Here is a 19,458-nt window from a genome sequence, read left to right on the forward strand (position 1 = left end):
GCCCGGCCGGAAAGCCGGACCCGGCGTCAATCCTTGAGGATTTTCCGGAGCCGTTCCTGCTCTTCCGCGCTTAGCCCCTGTTCCGCGGCCCTGGGCGCCCGGGCGCGTCCCCGCACATAAAATACCGCAATCACCAGGGCCGCCAGAAGCATCAGCGGCCCCGCCGCCCACAGCAGCCAGTTGGCACCGCTGGCGGTGGGGCGCAGCAGCACATATTCGCCATAGCGGTCGACGAGGAACGCCATGGCCTGCTTGTCGCTGTCGCCGGCCACCAGCCGCTCGCGCAGCAGCACCCGCAGGTCGCGCGCCAGCTCGGCATTGGATTCATCGATGCTTTCGTTGCGGCACACCAGGCAGCGCAGATCCTTGGACAGCTCCCGCGCGCGGGCCTCCAGCGCCGGGTCCGCCAGCACCTCATCCGGCTCCACCGCCAGGACAGGCGCCGGCGCAAAGACGGCAACCGCCATCAGCGCCGCGAGGGCCAGGATCAGCAGACGCATCTGTTTCATTCCGCAGGCACTCCCGCTTCTGGTGTCTTGCGCGCCCCGGCCGCCACCCGGAACCGCCGGTCGCTGAGGCTCAGCAGCCCGCCGAGCGCCATCAGGATCGAGCCGCCCCAGATCCAGTTGGCAAAGGGTTTGATATAGGTGCGCATGGTCCAGCCGCCATCGGCCTGCTGGTCGCCAAGCACCACATAGAGATCACGGGCCACCCGGTAGTCGATCGCCGCTTCGGTGGTCGGCATCCGCGACACCGGATAGTCGCGTTTCTCCGGGTACATCACCGCTTCGGGCCGGCCGTTGCGGGTAACTTCGACCCGGCCCTTGGTGGTAAAGTAGTTCGGCCCCTGCTCCCGGCTCACGTCCCGCAGCACCAAGGTAAAGGCCCCGACCTGGAACGGCTCGTCAATGCGGGCAACCCGGATATCCTCCTGCTCCCAGGCCGTCAGCCCGGCAATGGCAAAGATGGTGATGCCAAGCCCGGCATGCGCCGCAGCCTTGCCCCAATCCGCCCGCGGCAGCCGCAGCATCCGCTGCAGGCGCCCGGACTTGCCGCTGCGCAGCCACAAATCAGCCAGCGCGCCGAATACCATCCAGGACCCCAGGAAAAGACCGACCGGCCCCAGCGCCGTCCGCCCGGTCTGCATCGCCCAGGCCATTACGCCCAGCGACACCGCCAGCAGGAAGACATAGCGCAGCTGCCAGGCGGTGCGCCCGATCCGGCCGCGCTTCCACGGCAGCATGGCGCCCACCGGCATGATCAGCCCCAGCAGCACCATGAAGGGGGTGAAGGCCGAATTGAAGAACGGCGGGCCGACGCTCAGCTTCCGGTCCAGAAGCATTTCCGCCACGATCGGCCAGATGGTGCCGAAGAACACCACAAAGCAGCTGACCGCCAGCAGGATGTTGTTGGCCACCAGCGCGCTTTCACGGCTGAGCATGCCAAAGACGCCCTTGGCCTCCATCGCCTGCGCCCGGGCGGCAAACAGGGTCAGCGCGCCGCCGGTGAAGACCGCCAGGATGAACAGGATGAACACGCCCCGCTCCGGGTCGTTGGCAAAGGCATGCACGCTGGTGATGACGCCGGAACGCACGATGAAAGTGCCGATCAGCGAGAAGCCGAAGGCGAGGATCGCCAGCAGGATGGTCCAGCTTTTCAAGGCCTCGCGCTTTTCCACCACGATGGCCGAATGCAGCAGCGCCGCCGCCAGCAGCCAGGGCATGAAGGAGGCATTTTCCACCGGATCCCAGAACCAGAAACCGCCCCAGCCCAGCTCGTAATAGGCCCACCAGCTCCCCAGCGCGATGCCGATGGTGAGGAAGATCCAGGCCGCCAGCGTCCAGGGCCGCACCCAGCGGCCCCAGGCAGCGTCGATACGGCCTTCGATCAGCGCCGCCACCGCAAAGGAGAAGGCCATCGAAAGCCCCACGTAGCCGAGGTAGAGGAACGGCGGATGGAAGGCGAGGCCCGGGTCCTGCAGCAGCGGATTGAGGTCCTGGCCGTCAAACGGCGGCACCGTCAGGCGCAGGAACGGGTTGGAGGTGAACAGGATGAATGCAAAGAACGCCACGCCAATCGCTGCCTGCACCGCCAGCACACGGGACTTCAAGGTCGGCGGCAGCCCGCCGCCGAAAACCGAGGCCAGCGCCCCGAACAGGCTGACAATCAGCACCCACAGCAGCATCGAGCCTTCGTGGTTCCCCCAGGTGCCGGAGATCTTGTACAGCATCGGCTTGGCCGAATGGCTGTTCAGCGTCACCAGCTTCAGCGAGAAATCCGAGGTGATGAAACCCCACATCAGCGCGCCAAAGGCGAAGGCGGTGAACAGGAACTGCGCCTGCGCCGCCGGCTCTGCCACCGCCATCCAGCCAGGCCAGCGTTTATGGGCGCCGATCAGGGGGATGACGGCCTGCACGATGGCGATCATGAAGGCGAGGATAAGGGCGAAGTGGCCAAGTTCTGTAATCATGTGTTTTCCTATACGCCTGTCTGCCTGGGGGGCCAATGGCATTCGCCGCGCCAAGCCGCCGCAGGGTGCGAATTGTGATCAGCCGCGCCGGGCTTTCCAGGCTTCCAGGGCCGGATTTTCCTCCGGTGCCGTGGCCTGCAGCCGCGCCGATGCATCGGTGCCGGTGGCCGCGGCGGCAGGAGACTCTGCCCGCAGCCTGTACAGCTGCGCGATATTCTCCACCGCCTGCGGGACACGTGCCATGCTGGCCGCCAGCCCGTGCTGGAATTCCTGCGCCTTCACCTGGTGCCGCGCTCCGAAATAGAAGGACACGATCACCCCGAGCAGCCACCATAACGGCTCCGGCACCAGGGCCAGCCCCTGCATCCGGGCGGCAAACCACACAGGGTCACTGAGAGCCGCCCCCATCAGCGCCAGCGTACCCAGCGCCAGCAACGGGCGCGGCAGCCGGTTGACCCCGTCCATGAGACGGTCGAACCAGCCTTTTGCCGGCTGCTGGAACTCCGCGCCAAGCTGGCCGAGCGCTGCAATTTGCACGTCATGCGCCCGGGCGGCACCGGCCTCGGCATTTTCGCGGAACACCTCCACAGTTTCCCGCAAACCGTTGCGGCTGCTCCCGAAAACAAGACCAACGATGTCGGAGATCAATCCCATGCTGCGATCCTCTGCTGAAAGGCCTGGCGGCTCAGATGGTAGTCCGGCGAGATGAATTCCTCGGCCCGGGTGATCCAGCCGCCCTTGCCGCCTGCGCGGGTGCGGGCGTATTTGCGGCTGGCCGGACGGCGGTCCGCCAGACGGAAATAGTAATTCCGGCGCGCCACCCCATAGGCATTGCACAGGGCCTCGGCGTCTATGGCTGCGGCTTCGGCGGAGGCACCGGCCGTTTGCGGTCCAATAATCCCGTCCGCCGCAACCCTGTAGCCCATCTCCCGCAGCAGTTGCTGCAGAATCCGCACCGCGTTGCTGCCGGCGTTCACATACATGTCGAACATCGTGGCGTGCAGGCAGTCCGGCAGCCAGGAAATCCGCGGCGCCTCGAAATAATGCCGGATGAAAATGCCGATGGCCTGCTCCCGGCTCAGCGCCCGCACATCCCCGATGCCGACCGAGCCATCGCCGGTCAGATCCAGCTTCAGCCGCCGCAGGGTGCCAAGCGTCACCCCGTATTTGGTGGCGCCGCCGGGATCATCCGGATCGTTTGCAAAGCCGCCTTCGCGCGCCACGATTTCCGCCGCGATTTCCCTGACACTCATCGTCGCACCTCGCCTTTTCCTGCCTCGCAACCCTGCCGGAAAAGCCCTAAGAACTGACAAGCCGGCCGTACGCCGCCCGCGCAACACCGGCCTCATCCGGCCCGTTTCCCGCAAAGAGGCGAAGCAAAAAAGCCCGCAGGACGCCAGTCCCGCGGGGCTTTTTCCGGTCAAAACCGCGGCAGGGTTCAGGAGTCGGGCTCCTGGTAGACCCCCTGTTCCTTCAACGCATCCATGACTTCCTTGGGCATATAGGTCTCGTCATGTTTTGCCAGGATTTCAGACGCTTCAAAGACGCCGTTCACGTAACGGCCGGTGCCGACCATGCCCTGGTTCTCCTCGAACAGGTCCGGCAGCACCCCGGTATAGGCAACCTGAACCGTCGCGCCGCCATCCGTCACCGCAAAGCGCACGGTTTCGCCCTGGCCGCGCTGCAGCGTGCCTTCGGCGACCAGCCCGCCGATGCGGAATACCTCGGACGGTTTCGGCGGCGCCTCGGCCACCTGGCTGGGCGAGCGGAAGTAATTGATTCCGTCGCGCATCGCATAGCCGATCAGGGCGGTTGCAACCACCAGCGCCACCGCGGCAACCGCGATGACCTGGATCCGGCGCTGTTTCTTCAGGTTCTTCATGGTGTCCTCATATCAGGCCCAAGCCAGCGCCGCCCCGGATCAGGGGAACAGCGGCGCCATCATCAGCCCCTCGGTCTCTTCCTCACCTAACATCAGGTTGGCGTTCTGCAAGGCCTGGCCGCTGCTTCCTTTTGTCAGGTTATCCAATGCCGCGATGACAATGGCGCGGCCCTCGATCCGGTCCTGCGCCACGCCGATATGGCAGAAGTTGGAGCCGCGCACGTGATGGGTCGAAGGTGCTTCGCCAAGGGGCAGCAGCTCGATGAACGGTTCATCGGCATAGGCCTTGGCAAAGGTCTCGTGGATGGTCTGCGCGTCGCCCTTGACATAGACGGTGGCCAGGATGCCGCGGTTGGCGGGCAGCAGATGCGGGGTGAACTGCACCTTGACCGGGCGGCCGGCGATTTTGCTGAACTCCTGGTCGAACTCGCCCAGGTGCCGGTGGGTGCCGCCGATGGCATAGGCGTTGTAGCCCTCGCTCAGCTCCGCGTGCAGCAGGTTTTCCTTGAGCGAGCGGCCGGCGCCGGAGACCGCGCATTTCAGATCCAGGATGATCTCGTCCAGATCGATGACTCCGGCGGCGATCAGCGGCCGCAGGGCAAACTGGCCGGTGGCGGCGTTGCAGCCGGTGCCTGCCACCAGACGCGCCGATCTGATTTCATCGCGGTAGAACTCGGTGAGGCCATAGACCGCCTCCTCCTGCTGTTCCAGCGCGGCGTGCTGGTTGCCGTACCATTTCTGGTATTCGGCCGGGTCGCGCAGCCGGAAGTCCGCCGACAGGTCGACGATCTTCAGATCCTTCGGCAGCGCCGCGATCACTTCCTGGCTGGTCTTGTGCGGCAGCGCGCAGAAGCACAGGTCGATCTCCGCAAAGTCGATCTCATCGATCTTGCACAGCACCGGCAGTGCCATATGGCGCAGATGCGGGAACACCTCGGCCATGGTCATGCCGGCCTTGCGGTCGGCGGACAGGGCCGCGATGCTGATGTTCGGGTGCTGGGCAATCAGCCGCACCAGTTCGGCGCCGGTGTAGCCGGAAGCGCCCAGAATAGCCACTTTATGGGTCATGTCAGACCTCGTCTTTCACTATGGAATGCCGGTTCCGCAGCCATCTGCGGAAGAGATAGATGGAAATGCCGCAGCGCTGTTTGATCTGGCACAAAGTGCCAAGGGTATCAGCGCTCAGGCGGCCTGAAAGATGATTTCCCGTCGGAGAAACTGGGTTGCGCGGTCGCTCACGCGTCCCGGGCTGCCGGTGGTGAAATAACCGCCCGGGCCCGAGCCATGCATGTCCGGATGCCGCTGCAGATAGTCCGCAAGGCTGTCAGCCACCAGTTTCCCCTGGCTGAAGACCTTCACCTGCGGTCCCAGGGCCGCCTGGAACGTCTCCTCCATCAGCGGGTAATGGGTGCAGCCCAGAATGGCCGCTTCGGGGTTTGGCATCTTGCGCATCAAGGCATCCACGTGGGAGCGCACCAGTGCTTCGGACAGGATCATGTCGCCGTCTTCGATCGCGTCGACCACACCGCCGCAGCTTTGCGCCTCGACATCCACGCCGATCGCACGGAAGGCCAGTTCCCGCTGGAAGGCGCGGCTGGCGACGGTGGCCGGTGTTGCAAACAGCGCGACATGCTTCACAGCGACTTCGCGCGGCGGCGAATTGTCGCCCCAGCGCCGTTCGGTCAGCGCCTCGATCAGCGGCACGAAGACACCCAGCACCCGCTTGCCTTTGGGCAGGCCGCCCTCCTGCATCCGCCGCAGGGCCGCCGCAGAGGCCGTGTTGCAGGCCAGGATCACCAGATCGCAGCCCTTGCCCCACATGTCTTCGACCGCCGCCTTGGTCAGCTGATAGACATCCTCAGCATCGCGCACCCCGTAAGGCGCGCGGGCGTTGTCGCCGTAGTAAAGGAATTCCACATCCGGCAGACGTTTCTGCACGGCGTCAAGGACGGTCAGCCCGCCCAAACCTGAATCAAAGATGCCTACTGCCATTTTGCTCTCTCAAGCGCGGTGATTTTCCTCGGACTCGCCCCCATGAGCGTTGGGGTTGAGCGGTCCTGGAGACAGCTCTTACGTGGCTTTGCGCCGGAAATCCATCATTGCTTTTGCGTCTTTGGCCGGCGGGTCCGGAACGCTGCCGCCCCTCGGCCCGCCAATACCCGCTTTGACCGACGGGCGGGCGCGCCTGCAGCGGCGGGACGATCCGGGGCGGCCGATGGCTGGGGCGCTGCCCCAGACCCCGGAGTATTTGCAACCAGAAAGAAGCGGCGGTCCCAGCGGGCTTTGCCGGAACGCAGCTGCGCCGCGCCTCAGCGCGGCGCCCGGCCCAACGGCTTTGGGCCCTTCTTTGAAGGGATCAAAGCGGGCGGGAGATCCCGCCCGTTGCGGGCTGCTACTCAGCGGCCTGCTTCGCCGGAACACCGCCCTGGTGCAGCGCTGCCAGCAATTCCTCGCGGCGCTTGGCGGCCTTCTGCTCATTTGCCATTTTCACCGGGCCGAAGCCGCGGATCGACAGCGGCAGCGCGGCCAGAGCAACCAGCGGTTCCATGATGCCAGTGCCGGCCTCTGGCAGCCATTGCTTCATGTCGGCCTCATACTGCTTGATCAGTTCCCGCTCCATCCGGCGCTCGGCAGTGTAGCCGAAGATGTCGAGCGGGGTGCCGCGCAACCCCTTGAACCTGGCCAGCAGCCGCATCCAGCGTTCCATGCCGGACCCGAACTTGCGCTTTTTCGGGCGCCCGTCGGGATCGGTTCCGCTCAGCATCGGCGGCGCCAGGTGGTAGGAGAGCTTGAGGTCGCCCTCGAACTCCGCCTCCGCCTTGGCCCGGCTGTCCAGCAGAAGCCGCGCAACCTCGTATTCGTCCTTGTAGGACAGAATCTTGTGATAGCCTTTTGCCACGGCTTCCTTCAGCGCCGGATCGGTGATCCCCTCCAGCAGTTTCGCGTACCGCTTGGCCAGGCCCTTGCCCTGGTAGGCCACCAGATGATCGGCCCGGAAGGCGATTTTCTCCTCCAGCGTCTTTGGCTTGCCCGCCGCCTTGGGCTGGATCAGCTTTGCCGCCTCTTGCGGGTGCAGCACTGCCCAGCGGCCGATGTCGAAGGCGCGCTTGTTGCGCTCCACCGCGGCGCCGTTCATCTCAATGGCCTGCTCGATTGCCGCGTGGCTGACCGGTATCAGGCCCTTCTGCCAGGCACCGCCGAACACCATCATGTTGGAGAAGATCGAATCTCCCATGGTGGCGCGTGCCAGTTCCGAGGCATCGAACAGGTCCAGCCGGTCGCGCAGCCGGGCCTGCAGCGCCACCTGCAGGCGGTCCGTGGGGATGGCGAATTCGGTGTCGCGGGTGAATTCGCCGGTGATGATCTCATGGCTGTTCACCACCGCTCCGGTGCGGCCTGCGGCGGTCAGCCCCAGGGTCTTGGCCCCGGCGCTGACCACCAGGTCGCCGCCGATCAGCGCATGCGCCTCGCCGGTGGCGACGCGGATGGCGGCGATATCACCGGGCTTTTGCGCAATCCGGCAATGGATATGCACCGCACCGCCCTTCTGGGCGAGGCCGGCCATTTCCATCAGCCCGGCGCCCAGCCCGTCGATCTGCGCCGCCTGCGCCAGTACCGCGCCGATGGTCACAACGCCGGTGCCGCCGACGCCGGTGATCACCACGTTATGGGTGCCGTTGATCCCGGGCAATTCCGGCTGCGGCAGATGCGGCAGGTCGATATCTGCCGTCGCCTCCTTGCGGATCTTTGCGCCCTCGACCGTCACGAAGGACGGGCAGAAGCCGTTCACACAGGAGAAATCCTTGTTGCAGGAAGACTGGTCGATGGCGCGCTTGCGGCCCAGTTCGGTGTCCTTGGGCACGATGGAGACGCAGTTGGACTGCACCCCGCAATCGCCGCAGCCTTCGCAGACATCACTGTTGATGAACACCCGCTGGTCCGGGTCCGGGAACTGGCCCCGCTTGCGGCGGCGGCGTTTCTCGGCAGCACAGGTCTGGATGTAGATGATGGCCGAGACGCCCTCGACCTGCTCGAACTCGCGCTGGATCTTCATCATTTCGGCGCGTTCGTGCATCCGGATGCCGGCCGGGAACAGCTTGGCGTCCACATCTTCCTTCTCGTCATAGACCACGGCCATGGTCCTGACGCCCATCGCGGTCAGCTCATGCGCGATCTGCTGCGCCGTCAGACCGCCCTCGGCAGTTTGCCCGCCGGTCATCGCCACCGCATCATTGTAGAGGATCTTGTAGGTGATATTGGTGCCTTCGGCGAGCGCTGCGCGGATGGCCTGCACGCCGGAGTGGTTGTAGGTGCCGTCACCGAGGTTCTGGAACACGTGCTTGCGCTTGGAGAACGGCGCCTCGCCCACCCAGTTGACGCCTTCGCCGCCCATATGGGTGAAACCGGTGGTCTCGCGGTCCATCCACTGCACCATGAAGTGGCAGCCGATGCCGGCATAGGCGCGCGAGCCCTCCGGCAGCTTGGTCGAGGAGTTGTGCGGGCAGCCCGAGCAGAAATAGGGCAGACGGGTTGCGATTTCCTCGGCGTTGTCGGCGCGGCGCGCCTCCGCCAGTGCCTCAAGCCCGGCCTTGATTGCCTCGGTCTCGCGGCCTTCCTCGATCAGGATGCCGCCCAGTTTCTCGGCGATCATGATCGGGTCCAGAGCGTATTTCGTCGGGAACAGCTCCTCCCGGTGCATGCCGCCGGCGCCGCCCTTGTACCAGCCGTAGACCCGGCGGCCGCGGCGGTCGTCAAAGATCGCTTCCTTGATCTGGATCTCGATCAGCTTGCGCTTTTCCTCGACCACCACGATCAGGTCCAGGTCTTCGGCCCAGTCGTGAAAGCCCTTCATATCCATCGGGAAGGTCTGGCCCACCTTGTAAGTGGTGATGCCCAGCCGGTCGGCCATGTTTTCGTCGATGTTCAACAGCTTCAGCGCGTGCACCAGGTCGAGCCAGTTCTTGCCGGCGGCAACAAAGCCGATCTTGGCGCCCGGCTTGCCCCACATGCGCTTGTCCATCTTGTTGGCATGGCTGAAGGCCTCTGCCGCAAAGCGCTTGTAATCGATGATGCGGTTTTCCTGGCGGAAACGGTCGTCATCCAGCCGGATGTTGAGGCCGTCCGCGGGCATGTCGAATTCCGGGACGGTCAGCTGCACCCGGTCCGGGCGGGCATCGACGACCGAAGTCACCTCGATGGTGTCCTTCATGGTCTTGAGGCCGACCCACAGGCCCGAGAAGCGGCTGAGCGCATAGCCGTAGATGCCGTAATCCAGGATCTCCTGCACGCCCGCGGGGCTGACGATCGGCAGGTAGCAGTCCAGGAGCGACCATTCCGACTGATGCAGCACGGTGGAGCTTTCGCCGGTGTGATCATCGCCCATCGCCAGCAGCACGCCGCCGTGCTTCGAGGAGCCCGCCATATTGGCGTGGCGCAGTGCGTCGCCGGAACGGTCGACACCCGGCCCCTTGCCGTACCACAGGCCGAAGACACCGTCGTATCGGCCCTCGCCGCGGACCTCGGCCTGCTGCGCGCCCCAGAGGGCGGTCACCGCCAGGTCTTCGTTCAGCCCGTATTGAAAGGTGACATCCGCCGCCTTCAGGTGTTTCGCCGCGCGGGTCATCTGGATGTCGACCGCACCCAGCGGCGAGCCGCGGTAGCCGGTGACAAGTCCGGCGGTATTCAGACCTGCCGCCTGGTCGCGGTGCTTCTGCATCAGCATCAGCCGCACCAGCGCCTGGGTGCCGTTCAGCAGCACCGGCGATTTGCTCAGGTCGTATTTGTCGTTGAGTGAGATTTTCTGCGTGCTCATCGTGGCCTCCTCAACCGGGATTAGCTTGCACTTTCTGTTCTCGACAATAGGTCATAATTGCTGACCTGAATAGCCGGATTTTTTTCGTTTTTGCTCGCTTGCGTCAGGGAAACTGATACATAACTAAGATTTCATACAATCGGCCCCAAACGCACAGAAAGTAACGGATATGGATTGGGATAAGCTCAGAATATTTCACGCGGTGGCGGATGCGGGCAGCCTGACCCATGCCGGTGACAAGCTGAATCTGTCGCAATCGGCGGTCAGCCGCCAGATCCGCGCGCTGGAAGAAAGCCTGAATGCCACCCTGTTCCACCGCCATGCCCGCGGGCTGATTCTCACCGAACAGGGCGAGCTGCTGTTTGACGCCACCCAATCCATGTCTGCCCGCCTTGAAGCTGCCTCTGCCCGCATCCGCGACAGCGAGGAGGAAGTGTTCGGTGAACTGCGTGTGACCACGACAGTTGGGTTCGGCACCCTGTGGCTGGCGCCGCGTCTGAGCAAGCTCTATGAGCAATACCCGAACCTCAAAGTCGACCTGATGCTGGAGGAACGGGTTCTGGACCTGCCCATGCGCGAGGCCGATGTGGCGATCCGCATGAAGGAGCCGAGCCAGGCGGATCTGGTGCGCAAACGGCTGATGACGGTGCGGATGGGGTTGTATGCGACCCCGGCCTATCTGGAAAAGCGCGGCATACTGGAAACCGCCGGAGACATTTCCCAGCACCGCCTGATCTGCCAGAACCAGCGGTCGGCACAGGTCGGATCCGCCGCCGTGCTTGGCAAGAAGCTGATGGCGCACAACCCGGGCTCGCTGCTGACGGTCAACAATTACTTCGGGGTGCTGCAGGGGGTGCTGCACAACATTGGCATCGGCATCCTGCCGGATTACGTGACCGAGGAGTTCCCCCAGCTGGTCGAAATGCTGCCGGAAGAGGACCAGAACGGCGTGCCGGTTTACCTCGCCTACCCGGAGGAACTGCGCCATTCGCAGCGGGTCGGCGCTTTCCGCGACTTCGTGCAATCGGAAATCATGGCGCACCGGAAGCATATGAAAGAGCTCGGCAAGCTCTGAGGGCCTGCTGCCGCCTCATTCAGGTCCCAATCCCGGTGCCGGCCGGAGCGGCCAGGCTGTGGCGCCGCCGATTTGGAATGAGCAAACTGACACCGCAGCCCAAGCCATGCAATTTCCGCATAGCAGCATTGACGTTCATTTCGCGTTAATCCCCTTGAAGGGGCAGGCCTGCCACCCTAAATGAAGCTCATGAAGGCGGCGGCCTTGCCCCCCTTCATACCTCCCTGTTGGACTTCGGCCGAGCTTAGTGCTCGGCCTTTTTTTTGGCCGCAACCCCTTGCAGGACAATCGGTTTTCCCGGCGGGCCTTCCGGGCGCAATGCTGCCCGCCGGCGCCAGCCGGGGTTCCTCTGCGCACGGCCGGGGCTTGTCCCTGGATAAGAAGCCGCCGCAAATCCCGCCACCGGAAATTTTTTTCCTGTCCGGGCGTACTTTCGCCATGCTTGCATTTCCGGCGCATTTTGCACAACGTGCCGGAATATCCATCGCTTTGAAAAGCCTGCAGCTTTGCCGCGCCCTGCTGCCTGCCTTCTGCGGCGCAAAGACGCCTCTGGCGGCATCTGCCAAGGATTCACCTAATTCCGCTTCCCCCGCGCCGTTCCTTGCCCTAAAAGGCGCGCAATCGCAGCCATTGGGGACGTTTACGGATGCAGGAACCCGCCATCACGCCTGAACTGATTGCCAATCACGGGCTGAAGCCCGAGGAATACGATCTGATCCTCGAAATCATCGGGCGGGAGCCGACATTCACCGAGCTGGGCATCTTCTCGGCGATGTGGAACGAGCACTGCTCCTATAAGTCGTCCAAGAAGTGGCTGCGCACCCTGCCGACCGACGGCCCGCAGGTGATCTGCGGCCCTGGCGAGAACGCCGGCATCGTGGATATCGGCGACGGCGACGCCGTGGTGTTCAAGATGGAAAGCCACAACCACCCCTCTTACATCGAGCCGTATCAAGGCGCGGCCACCGGCGTCGGCGGCATCCTGCGCGACGTCTTCACGATGGGCGCGCGCCCCATCGCCTCGATGAACTCGCTGTCCTTCGGCGAGCCGTCCCACCCCAAGACCCGCCAGCTGGTCAACGGCGTGGTTGAGGGCATCGGCGGCTACGGCAACTGCTTTGGCGTGCCTTGCGCGGGCGGCGAAGTCCGCTTCCACCCCGCCTATAACGGCAACTGCCTGGTCAACGCCTTTGCGGCGGGCCTGGCCAAGACCGACTCGATTTTCTACTCCGCCGCCTCCGGCGTTGGCATGCCGGTCGTGTACCTCGGCGCCAAGACCGGCCGCGACGGGGTTGGCGGCGCCACCATGGCGTCTGCCGAATTCGACGACACCATCGAGGAAAAGCGTCCCACCGTTCAGGTCGGCGACCCCTTCACCGAAAAGCGGCTGATGGAAGCCACGCTGGAGCTGATGCAGACCGGCGCGGTGATCTCGATCCAGGACATGGGCGCGGCCGGCCTCACCTGTTCGGCCGTGGAAATGGGCGACAAGGGCAAACTGGGCGTGCGTTTGGATCTGGAAAAGGTGCCGCAGCGCGAGCAGAACATGACCGCCTACGAGATGATGCTGTCTGAATCCCAGGAGCGGATGCTGATGGTGCTGAAGCCGGAGCTGGAAGCCGAGGCGCGCGCGGTGTTCGAGAAATGGGACCTGGATTTCGCCATCGTGGGTGAGACCATCGCCGAAGACCGCTTCCTGATCATGCACAACGGCGAAGTGAAGGCCGATCTGGTGCTGTCCAAGCTGTCCTCCACCGCGCCGGAATACGACCGCCCCTGGGTCCCCACCCCCGCGGCCGAACCGCTGACCGACGCCGACGTGCCGACCATCGACCCGATCGACGGTCTCAAGGCGCTGCTGTCCTCGCCGAACTATGCCGGCAAGCAGTGGGTTTACGAGCAGTACGACACCACCGTAATGGGCGACACCCAGCGCCGGCCGGGCGCAGGCTCCGGCATCATCCGGGTGCATGGCACCGATAAGAAGCTGGCGTTCACCTCCGACGTGACCCCGCGCTACGTCAAGGCGAACCCGTTCGAGGGCGGCAAGCAGGCGGTGGCCGAAGCCTACCGCAACCTGACCGCCGTGGGTGCCAAGCCGCTGGCGACCACCGACAACCTGAACTTCGGCAACCCGGAAAAGCCCGAGATCATGGGCCAGTTCGTCGGCGCCATCAAGGGCATCGGCGAGGCGGTTGCCGCGCTCGACATGCCGATCGTGTCCGGCAACGTGTCGCTCTATAATGAAACCGACGGCAAGGGCATTCTGCCGACCCCGACCATCGGCGCCGTGGGCCTGATTGCGGCCGGCGAAGAGCCGATCATCGGCGAGGCCCGCGACGGCCATGTCGCCCTGCTGGTGGGCGAAACCCTGGGCCATCTGGGCCAGTCGGCGCTGCTGGCGGAAGTCTTCAACCGCGAGGACGGCGACGCCCCGGCTGTCGATCTGGAAGCCGAAAAACGCAACGGCGAATTCATCCGCGCCAACCGTGAGCTGATCAAGGCCTGCACCGACCTCGGAGACGGCGGCCTGGCGCTGGCCGCGTTCGAGCTGGCCGAGGAAGCCGGCGTCGGCGTGCAGATCGACGCGGGCGACACCCCGACCGTCTTTGGCGAGGATCAGGCCCGCTACCTGATCGCCTGCAACTTCGACCAGGCCGAGGCGCTGATGCTGGCCGCAGGCCAGGCCGGTGTCACCATCACCTCCGTCGGCAAATTCGGCGGCGACATGGTGAAAATCGGCGGCTCCGAAGCCCCGCTGGCCGAGCTGAAGGAGGTCTTCCGCTCCAGCTTTGCGGCAGCCGTGGCCTGATAAAAACGCACCGCCTTTACAGGGCGGCGCGGCAAGCAGATGCTCAAGGGCGGGATGGCAGTGTCATCCCGCCCTTTCATTCGAACCGGGGACCGGCCCTTGACCCTTCCTGAACTGAAAGAGGACTGCAGCCGCTGCGCCGCCCTGTGCTGTGTGGCCTACCCGTTTGAAGCGCATGAAGACTTTGGCCTGCTCAAGGATGCGGACACGCCCTGCCCCAACCTTGGCCCGGATTTCCGCTGCACGATCCACAGCGGCCTTGCCGCCTGCGGCTTCGGCGGCTGCGTGGCGTATTCCTGCGCCGGCGCGGGCCAGCGCGTCACGCAGGCTCTGTTCGACGGCGAAACCTGGCGCGACGACCCCGACCTTTTGCCGCACATGACCTATGCCCTGCGCGTGCTGCGGCCCATCCACGAGGCGCTGCTGGTGCTGGAAGAAGCCGCCGCCCTGCACTTGCCGGACAGCCTGCGCAGCCGATGCGCCGCGCTGACCCGCGCGCTGTGTCCGCCGGCCCCCACGTCTGTCTGGGATTTCACGGAAGACAGCGTGCAGGATGCCCTGGCAGAACTGCCTGAATTTGTGGAAAGACTGGCGCCCTTTGCGCAAAGCAGCCGCTAATCCTGCTTGCACAGCTTCCGGTGCCCACCTACATTTTTACCAAACAAGACAAAGGACTTCCCCGGATGCCCATGCAAGCCCACGAAATCGAAGAACTGCTGCGCCAGAGCTTTCCCGACGCCGAAATCCAGGTGGCCGGAAGCGATGGCGTGCATATGTCCGCCATGGTTGTTGACGAAAGCTTCCGCGGCAAGAACCGCGTCCAGCAGCAGCGCGCCGTCTATGCCGCATTGAAAGGCAAGATGGACGGCCCCGACGGTGAGCTGCACGCGCTGGCGCTGACCACCAAGGCACCGGAGTAAAGAGAACTCCCCTGTGCCATTGGCGGCGGCTTGGTCCTGCGGGGGGACTGGTTTCGCGTGGGTCCCGCTTTCCTCACGTGGAAAGAAGGGCCCAAACCGCCGGGCCTGCCCTGCATGCCGTTGGATGGAAACCATCCTGAACCGGACGTCGGACCAGAGCTGGAAAAGCAAGAGCGCATGGCCTGACCGCGCGCTCAAAACCGCGGCAGAGTTTGCGCTGCGGCAATCAGCAGCCGGCGCCGTTCTGGTTCCTAAGGCTGAAGCCATAGCTGAAAGGCAGGACCTTGGCCGACATCCTGACCGCCATCGCTGCAATTGCCTTGCTGGCAGGGCTTACCTTTTTCAAACTTCTCCCCTATATCGAAACAAACCGCGACCGGCTGAAACGCCAGGAGGAAATGGATAAATGACCGACGTAAAGACCCGCATCGACGAAACCGTCAAAGCCAGCGACGTGGTGCTGTTCATGAAAGGCACCAAGGAAATGCCCCAGTGCGGCTTCTCCTCGCGCGTGGCGGCGGTGCTGAACTACATCGGCGTGGATTACACCGATGTGAACGTGCTGGCCGACGAGGACATCCGCGCCGGCATCAAGGAATATTCCGACTGGCCGACCATCCCGCAGCTCTATGTGAAGGGCGAATTCGTCGGCGGCTGCGACATCATCACCGAGATGGCCCTGTCGTCCGAACTGGACAGCCTGTTCGATGAAAACGGCATCACCTTCAACAAAGACGCCGCAGACAAAATCCGCGAAGCCAACGCCTGAGCCGGACTGCTGACACGAAAAAGGCCTGCCGGAACCGCATCCGGCAGGCCATTTTTTTTATTGCCCTATGTCCACTCGGCGGTCAGCGCAGCTGCCCGCTGGAGCCGCCAGCCGTCTCCGTCCGGCCCCGCCCGGTTTCATTCAGCGGCGGCCTTTTCTTCGATCTCCTGGGCCAATGCCTCGGTCCGCGCCGCCAGCTCTGCCAGGCTCTCGGTGATCTGCGGCGGCACCACCGGCACCTCGATCCGCTCGGGCTCCGGTGCGGGCGCGGCACGCAGCTCCGCCAGTTCCTGCTCGCGTTCGGCCAGCGTGGCCTCCACTTCCTTGATCCGGTCCTCGACGGCGGCGGTTTTGTCGGCCAGCATCAGCCCGGCCATCAGCAGCATCCGCGCCTCGGGCATCCTTCCGATCTGGTCCGACAGCACCTGGGCCTCGTCATCCAGCATCTTTGCGGCGGAGTGCAGATAGCTTTCCTCGCCCTCCTGGCAGGAAACCTCAAAGCCGCGGCCGCCGATATGAATGGTCACTTCGGGCATCACACTTCCTCCCCTTCCGGCAGGTTGCGGGCATTGGCCAGCAGCGGCTCCAGCTTGGCCAGCACCGCATTGACCTGGGCCTGGTCACTGGCTTGGGCGGCGCGCAGGCCTTCGATCTCGGCTTCCATTGCCGAATTGATCAGCCCGGCGTCGCCGAGACTTTGCGCGTTGGCTTCGCGCAGCGCGGTGTTGGAGGCCCGCAATTCCTCATTTGCCTGGCGCAGGTGCTGCAGTTCGGCGTCCAGCCGCAGCAGGGTTTCGTTCTGCTGCCCGGCTTCGGCGCCGATGTCCTGAACCGGATCCGCGGACGCCCCGGCTGACGATTGTGCCTGTTCCAGCTGCGCTTTCAGGCTGTCATTGGCGGCCTGGGCTTCGGAAAGCTGGTCTTCCAGCGCTTCCCTCTCGCTGGCTGAGGTGTTTGCCGCCGCTTCCAGTTCTCCCTTGAGACGGGCAACTTCCGCCCGCAACGCCTTTTTTTCGGCCGGATCGCCGGCTTCGTTGCGCAGCAGCTGCAATTCCGCTTCCATTGCAGCGATATCCCCGATGCCGGCAGACGGCTTGCTTTCGGCCTCCTGCAACCGGGCATGCAGCACCTTTACCCGTTCTTCGAGCTGGGCATTTGCGGTCTTTTCCTCGTCAAGCGCCTGCTCAAGCTCCGCATTGGCAGCGCCGGCCGCAGAGGCTTCCGCCGCCTTGACCGCCTCGGCGGCCGCTTCTTCGGCCTTGGACCTGTCCGCGGCGCGGGCCTCCTGCAGTGCAGCTGCGCCCGCGCCGATGCGCTCCAGCGCGGCCTGGATGCGGCCTTGCAATTCTTCAATCTGGTTCATGCCTGTCCCTCACCCGTCCACATCAGTTCCATTTTCTTTCCGGTGTCTGCACGAATCGCAGATCTGCCGCCGACATGGGCCAGTTCTTCCCTTTCAGGAATAAATCACCCCCCCTTGTGTTTCAACCACTTGCCGCGCCAACTTCGCGCACGCCAGCAGACATGCGCGCAACCGTGCTTGATCTTTGCGGCATCGCTGTTATTGAGCGCAGCAATTGCCTGTTAACGCCAAAGGACGATCCAAGTGGACCTGACAGCCCTGCGCACCGCCAATCCCGACCATTGGAACAAGGCCGCCGCCATCCGCGCGCTGGCTCTGGACGCCGTCGCCGCCGCCAATTCCGGGCACACCGGCATGCCGATCGGCATGGCCGATGTGGCGACCGTGCTGTTCGAAAAGCACCTCAAATTCGATGCATCCAACCCGGCCTGGCCGGACCGCGACCGCTTCATCCTGTCGGCGGGCCACGGCTCGATGCTGATCTATGCGCTGCTGTATCTGGCCGGCGACCGCCAGGTCACGCTCGACCAGATCAAGAACTTCCGCCAGACCGGCGCCATCACCGCGGGCCACCCGGAGAACTTCCTGATCGACGCGGTCGAGGTCACCACCGGCCCGCTGGGCCAGGGCCTGTCCAACGCCGTCGGCTTTGCCATGGCAGAAGAAATGCAGCGCGCGCATTACGGGCGCAAGGTTGTCGATCACCACACCTATGTGATCGCCGGCGACGGCTGCCTGATGGAAGGCATCAGCCAGGAAGCCATTGGTCTGGCCGGGCGCCACAGCCTGGGCAAGCTGATTGTGTTCTGGGACAACAACAACATCACCATCGACGGCAGCGTCGAGCTCAGCGACCGCACCAACCAGGTGCAGCGCTTCAAGGCCTCCGGCTGGCAGGTGCTGGAAATCGACGGCCACGACCCCAAGGCCATCGACGAGGCCATCGAGGCCGCCAAGAAGTCCAAGAAGCCGTCGATGATCGCCTGCAAGACGCACATCGCCCTGGGCCACGCCGCGCAGGACACTTCCAAGGGCCACGGCGCGCTCACCGACAAGGACCAGCTGCAGGCGGCCAAGGATGCCTATGGCTGGACCGGCGGTGCGTTCGAGATCCCGGCCGCGATCAAATCCCAGTGGGAAGAGATCGGTGCCCGCGGCAAATCCGAGCGCGAAGCCTGGGAAGCCCGCTTTGCCGAGCTGTCGCAGCAGAAGCAGGACCGGTTCAACCGCGCCTATGCACTGGAGGCGCCCAAGAAGCTGTCGGCTGCCATCAAGGCGCTGAAAAAGCAGGTGTCCGAGACGCAGCCCAAGGTCGCGACCCGCAAATCGTCGGAAATGGCGCTGGAAGTGATCAACCCGATCATGCCGGAAACCGTGGGCGGCTCCGCCGACCTCACCGGCTCCAACAACACCAAGACCGGCGATCTCGGCGTGTTTGACACCGACAACCGCAAGGGCCGCTACATCTACTGGGGCATCCGCGAGCACGGCATGGCCGCAGCGATGAACGGCATGGTGCTGCACGGCGGCGTGCGCGCTTACGGAGGCACCTTCTTCTGCTTCACCGACTATGCCCGCCCGGCGATGCGCCTGGCCGCGCTGTCCAAAATCCCGACCGTGTTTGTGATGACCCACGACTCGATCGGCGTCGGCGAAGACGGCCCGACCCACCAGCCGGTCGAGCATCTGGCGATCTGCCGCGCGACCCCGAACACCTATGTGTTCCGCCCCGCCGACACCGTGGAAACCGCCGAGGCCTGGGAAATCGCCATCACCTCCAAGGACACCCCCTCGGTGCTGGCGCTGACCCGCCAGAACCTGCCGACCGTGCGCACCGAGCACAAGCTCAGCAACATGGTCGAAAAAGGCGCCTATGTGCTGGCCGAGGCCGAGAACAAGCGCCAGGTGATCCTGATCGCCACCGGTTCCGAGGTTTCCGTTGCGATGGAAGCCAAGGCCAAGCTGGAAGCGGAAGGCATCGGCACCCGCGTCGTCTCCATGCCCTGCATGGAGCTGTTTGCGCAGCAGGACGAAGCCTACCGCCGCAAGGTCCTGCCCGCGGGCCCGGTGCGCGTGGGCATCGAGGCAGCCGTGCGCGACGGCGGCTGGGACCGCTGGCTCTTGGGCGAGCGCGGCCAGGAGAAGAAAGCCGGTTTCGTCGGCATGGACCGCTTCGGCGCCTCCGCCCCGGCAGGCGAGCTGTTTGAGCGCTTCGGCATCACCGCTGAGGGCACAGTGGCCAAGGTGAAAGAGCTGCTGGGCTGAGCGAAGCGGCTATAAGACAGAAAGGGCACCCAATCGGGTGTCCTTCGTTGCCTCTGGTTCGAGCAATTCTCACTTTCGAATTGATTGCTC

The 19,458-nt window shown here is 64.5% G+C and carries 18 protein-coding genes; 8 read left to right on the forward strand and 10 right to left on the reverse strand.

Annotation, left to right across the window (positions count from 1 at the left end):
* Positions 1–26: 26 nt before the first annotated feature.
* The 8 genes from OKQ63_RS09410 to OKQ63_RS09445 all read right to left on the reverse strand — a co-directional run bounded on the left by OKQ63_RS09410 (position 27) and on the right by OKQ63_RS09445 (position 10,164).
* A complete protein-coding gene (locus tag OKQ63_RS09410; RefSeq protein ID WP_434086059.1) occupies positions 27–500 on the reverse strand; it encodes a cytochrome c-type biogenesis protein in 474 nt (157 codons plus the stop codon).
* 5 nt (positions 501–505) lie between these two features.
* Positions 506–2,470, reverse strand: coding sequence for a heme lyase CcmF/NrfE family subunit (locus tag OKQ63_RS09415; RefSeq protein WP_264213668.1), 1,965 nt, complete (start codon positions 2,468–2,470; stop codon positions 506–508).
* Positions 2,471–2,548: 78 nt separating this feature from the next.
* The gene (locus tag OKQ63_RS09420) at positions 2,549–3,124 is read right to left on the reverse strand and encodes a holin family protein (RefSeq protein ID WP_264213669.1); all 576 of its coding nucleotides are present in this window, start codon (positions 3,122–3,124) and stop codon (positions 2,549–2,551) included.
* The gene (locus OKQ63_RS09425; protein WP_264213670.1) at positions 3,115–3,723 is read right to left on the reverse strand and encodes a holin-associated N-acetylmuramidase; all 609 of its coding nucleotides are present in this window, start codon (positions 3,721–3,723) and stop codon (positions 3,115–3,117) included. The genes OKQ63_RS09420 and OKQ63_RS09425 overlap by 10 nt, the downstream gene beginning before the upstream one ends.
* A gap of 185 nt (positions 3,724–3,908) precedes the next feature.
* Positions 3,909–4,352, reverse strand: a complete 444-nt coding sequence (gene ccmE, locus OKQ63_RS09430) for a cytochrome c maturation protein CcmE (protein WP_264213671.1) — start codon at positions 4,350–4,352, stop codon at positions 3,909–3,911.
* A 39-nt stretch (positions 4,353–4,391) separates the two neighbouring features.
* Positions 4,392–5,420: an N-acetyl-gamma-glutamyl-phosphate reductase gene (gene argC / locus OKQ63_RS09435; protein WP_264213672.1), complete on the reverse strand. Its 1,029-nt coding sequence runs from the start codon at positions 5,418–5,420 to the stop codon at positions 4,392–4,394.
* Between the two features lie 114 nt (positions 5,421–5,534).
* Positions 5,535–6,344 carry a glutamate racemase gene (locus OKQ63_RS09440; RefSeq protein WP_264213673.1) on the reverse strand — a complete coding sequence of 270 codons (810 nt, stop codon included), beginning with the start codon at positions 6,342–6,344 and terminating at the stop codon, positions 5,535–5,537.
* 400 nt (positions 6,345–6,744) lie between these two features.
* Positions 6,745–10,164: an indolepyruvate ferredoxin oxidoreductase family protein gene (locus OKQ63_RS09445; protein ID WP_264213674.1), complete on the reverse strand. Its 3,420-nt coding sequence runs from the start codon at positions 10,162–10,164 to the stop codon at positions 6,745–6,747.
* A 169-nt stretch (positions 10,165–10,333) separates the two neighbouring features.
* Between OKQ63_RS09445 and OKQ63_RS09450 the strand changes: the two genes are divergently transcribed.
* From OKQ63_RS09450 to grxD, 7 genes are all read left to right on the forward strand, one after another.
* Positions 10,334–11,239, forward strand: coding sequence for a LysR family transcriptional regulator (locus OKQ63_RS09450; protein WP_264213675.1), 906 nt, complete (start codon positions 10,334–10,336; stop codon positions 11,237–11,239).
* Positions 11,240–11,605: 366 nt separating this feature from the next.
* Entirely contained in the window at positions 11,606–11,911 is a 306-nt protein-coding gene (locus OKQ63_RS09455) for a hypothetical protein (protein ID WP_264213676.1), read from the forward strand.
* Positions 11,886–14,051, forward strand: coding sequence for a phosphoribosylformylglycinamidine synthase subunit PurL (purL, locus tag OKQ63_RS09460; RefSeq protein ID WP_264213677.1), 2,166 nt, complete (start codon positions 11,886–11,888; stop codon positions 14,049–14,051). The genes OKQ63_RS09455 and purL overlap by 26 nt, the downstream gene beginning before the upstream one ends.
* 99 nt (positions 14,052–14,150) lie before the next feature.
* On the forward strand, positions 14,151–14,669 hold the full coding sequence (locus OKQ63_RS09465; protein WP_264213678.1) for a hypothetical protein: 519 nt from the start codon (positions 14,151–14,153) through the stop codon (positions 14,667–14,669).
* A 65-nt stretch (positions 14,670–14,734) separates the two neighbouring features.
* Positions 14,735–14,971: a BolA family protein gene (locus OKQ63_RS09470; RefSeq protein ID WP_264213679.1), complete on the forward strand. Its 237-nt coding sequence runs from the start codon at positions 14,735–14,737 to the stop codon at positions 14,969–14,971.
* A 284-nt stretch (positions 14,972–15,255) separates the two neighbouring features.
* Positions 15,256–15,381, forward strand: a complete 126-nt coding sequence (locus OKQ63_RS09475) for a hypothetical protein (protein WP_264213680.1) — start codon at positions 15,256–15,258, stop codon at positions 15,379–15,381.
* Positions 15,378–15,740 carry a Grx4 family monothiol glutaredoxin gene (gene grxD, locus OKQ63_RS09480; protein ID WP_264213681.1) on the forward strand — a complete coding sequence of 121 codons (363 nt, stop codon included), beginning with the start codon at positions 15,378–15,380 and terminating at the stop codon, positions 15,738–15,740. Before OKQ63_RS09475 ends, grxD begins: the two co-directional genes overlap by 4 nt.
* A 137-nt stretch (positions 15,741–15,877) precedes the next feature.
* Here grxD and OKQ63_RS09485 read toward each other — a convergent pair whose 3' ends face one another.
* Both OKQ63_RS09485 and OKQ63_RS09490 read right to left on the reverse strand, forming a co-directional pair.
* Positions 15,878–16,276 carry a cell division protein ZapA gene (locus tag OKQ63_RS09485; protein ID WP_264213682.1) on the reverse strand — a complete coding sequence of 133 codons (399 nt, stop codon included), beginning with the start codon at positions 16,274–16,276 and terminating at the stop codon, positions 15,878–15,880.
* Positions 16,276–17,103, reverse strand: coding sequence for a coiled-coil domain-containing protein (locus OKQ63_RS09490; RefSeq protein WP_264213683.1), 828 nt, complete (start codon positions 17,101–17,103; stop codon positions 16,276–16,278). The genes OKQ63_RS09485 and OKQ63_RS09490 overlap by 1 nt, the downstream gene beginning before the upstream one ends.
* Positions 17,104–17,346: 243 nt before the next feature.
* Here OKQ63_RS09490 and tkt point away from each other — a divergent pair, with 243 nt between their 5' ends.
* On the forward strand, positions 17,347–19,368 hold the full coding sequence (tkt, locus tag OKQ63_RS09495) for a transketolase (protein WP_264213684.1): 2,022 nt from the start codon (positions 17,347–17,349) through the stop codon (positions 19,366–19,368).
* Positions 19,369–19,458 lie beyond the last annotated feature (90 nt).

This window comes from Leisingera thetidis (assembly GCF_025857195.1).
Taxonomy (GTDB): Bacteria; Pseudomonadota; Alphaproteobacteria; order Rhodobacterales; family Rhodobacteraceae; genus Leisingera; species Leisingera thetidis.

Coding starts and splice junctions, on each gene's coding strand:
- OKQ63_RS09410 (WP_434086059.1), bottom strand. CDS start 500: ATGCGTCTGCTGATCCTGGCCCTCGCGGCGCTGATGGCGGTTGCCGTC.
- OKQ63_RS09415 (WP_264213668.1), bottom strand. CDS start 2,470: ATGATTACAGAACTTGGCCACTTCGCCCTTATCCTCGCCTTCATGATC.
- OKQ63_RS09420 (WP_264213669.1), bottom strand. CDS start 3,124: ATGGGATTGATCTCCGACATCGTTGGTCTTGTTTTCGGGAGCAGCCGC.
- OKQ63_RS09425 (WP_264213670.1), bottom strand. CDS start 3,723: ATGAGTGTCAGGGAAATCGCGGCGGAAATCGTGGCGCGCGAAGGCGGC.
- ccmE (WP_264213671.1), bottom strand. CDS start 4,352: ATGAAGAACCTGAAGAAACAGCGCCGGATCCAGGTCATCGCGGTTGCC.
- argC (WP_264213672.1), bottom strand. CDS start 5,420: ATGACCCATAAAGTGGCTATTCTGGGCGCTTCCGGCTACACCGGCGCC.
- OKQ63_RS09440 (WP_264213673.1), bottom strand. CDS start 6,344: ATGGCAGTAGGCATCTTTGATTCAGGTTTGGGCGGGCTGACCGTCCTT.
- OKQ63_RS09445 (WP_264213674.1), bottom strand. CDS start 10,164: ATGAGCACGCAGAAAATCTCACTCAACGACAAATACGACCTGAGCAAA.
- OKQ63_RS09450 (WP_264213675.1), top strand. CDS start 10,334: ATGGATTGGGATAAGCTCAGAATATTTCACGCGGTGGCGGATGCGGGC.
- purL (WP_264213677.1), top strand. CDS start 11,886: ATGCAGGAACCCGCCATCACGCCTGAACTGATTGCCAATCACGGGCTG.
- OKQ63_RS09470 (WP_264213679.1), top strand. CDS start 14,735: ATGCCCATGCAAGCCCACGAAATCGAAGAACTGCTGCGCCAGAGCTTT.
- grxD (WP_264213681.1), top strand. CDS start 15,378: ATGACCGACGTAAAGACCCGCATCGACGAAACCGTCAAAGCCAGCGAC.
- OKQ63_RS09485 (WP_264213682.1), bottom strand. CDS start 16,276: ATGCCCGAAGTGACCATTCATATCGGCGGCCGCGGCTTTGAGGTTTCC.
- OKQ63_RS09490 (WP_264213683.1), bottom strand. CDS start 17,103: ATGAACCAGATTGAAGAATTGCAAGGCCGCATCCAGGCCGCGCTGGAG.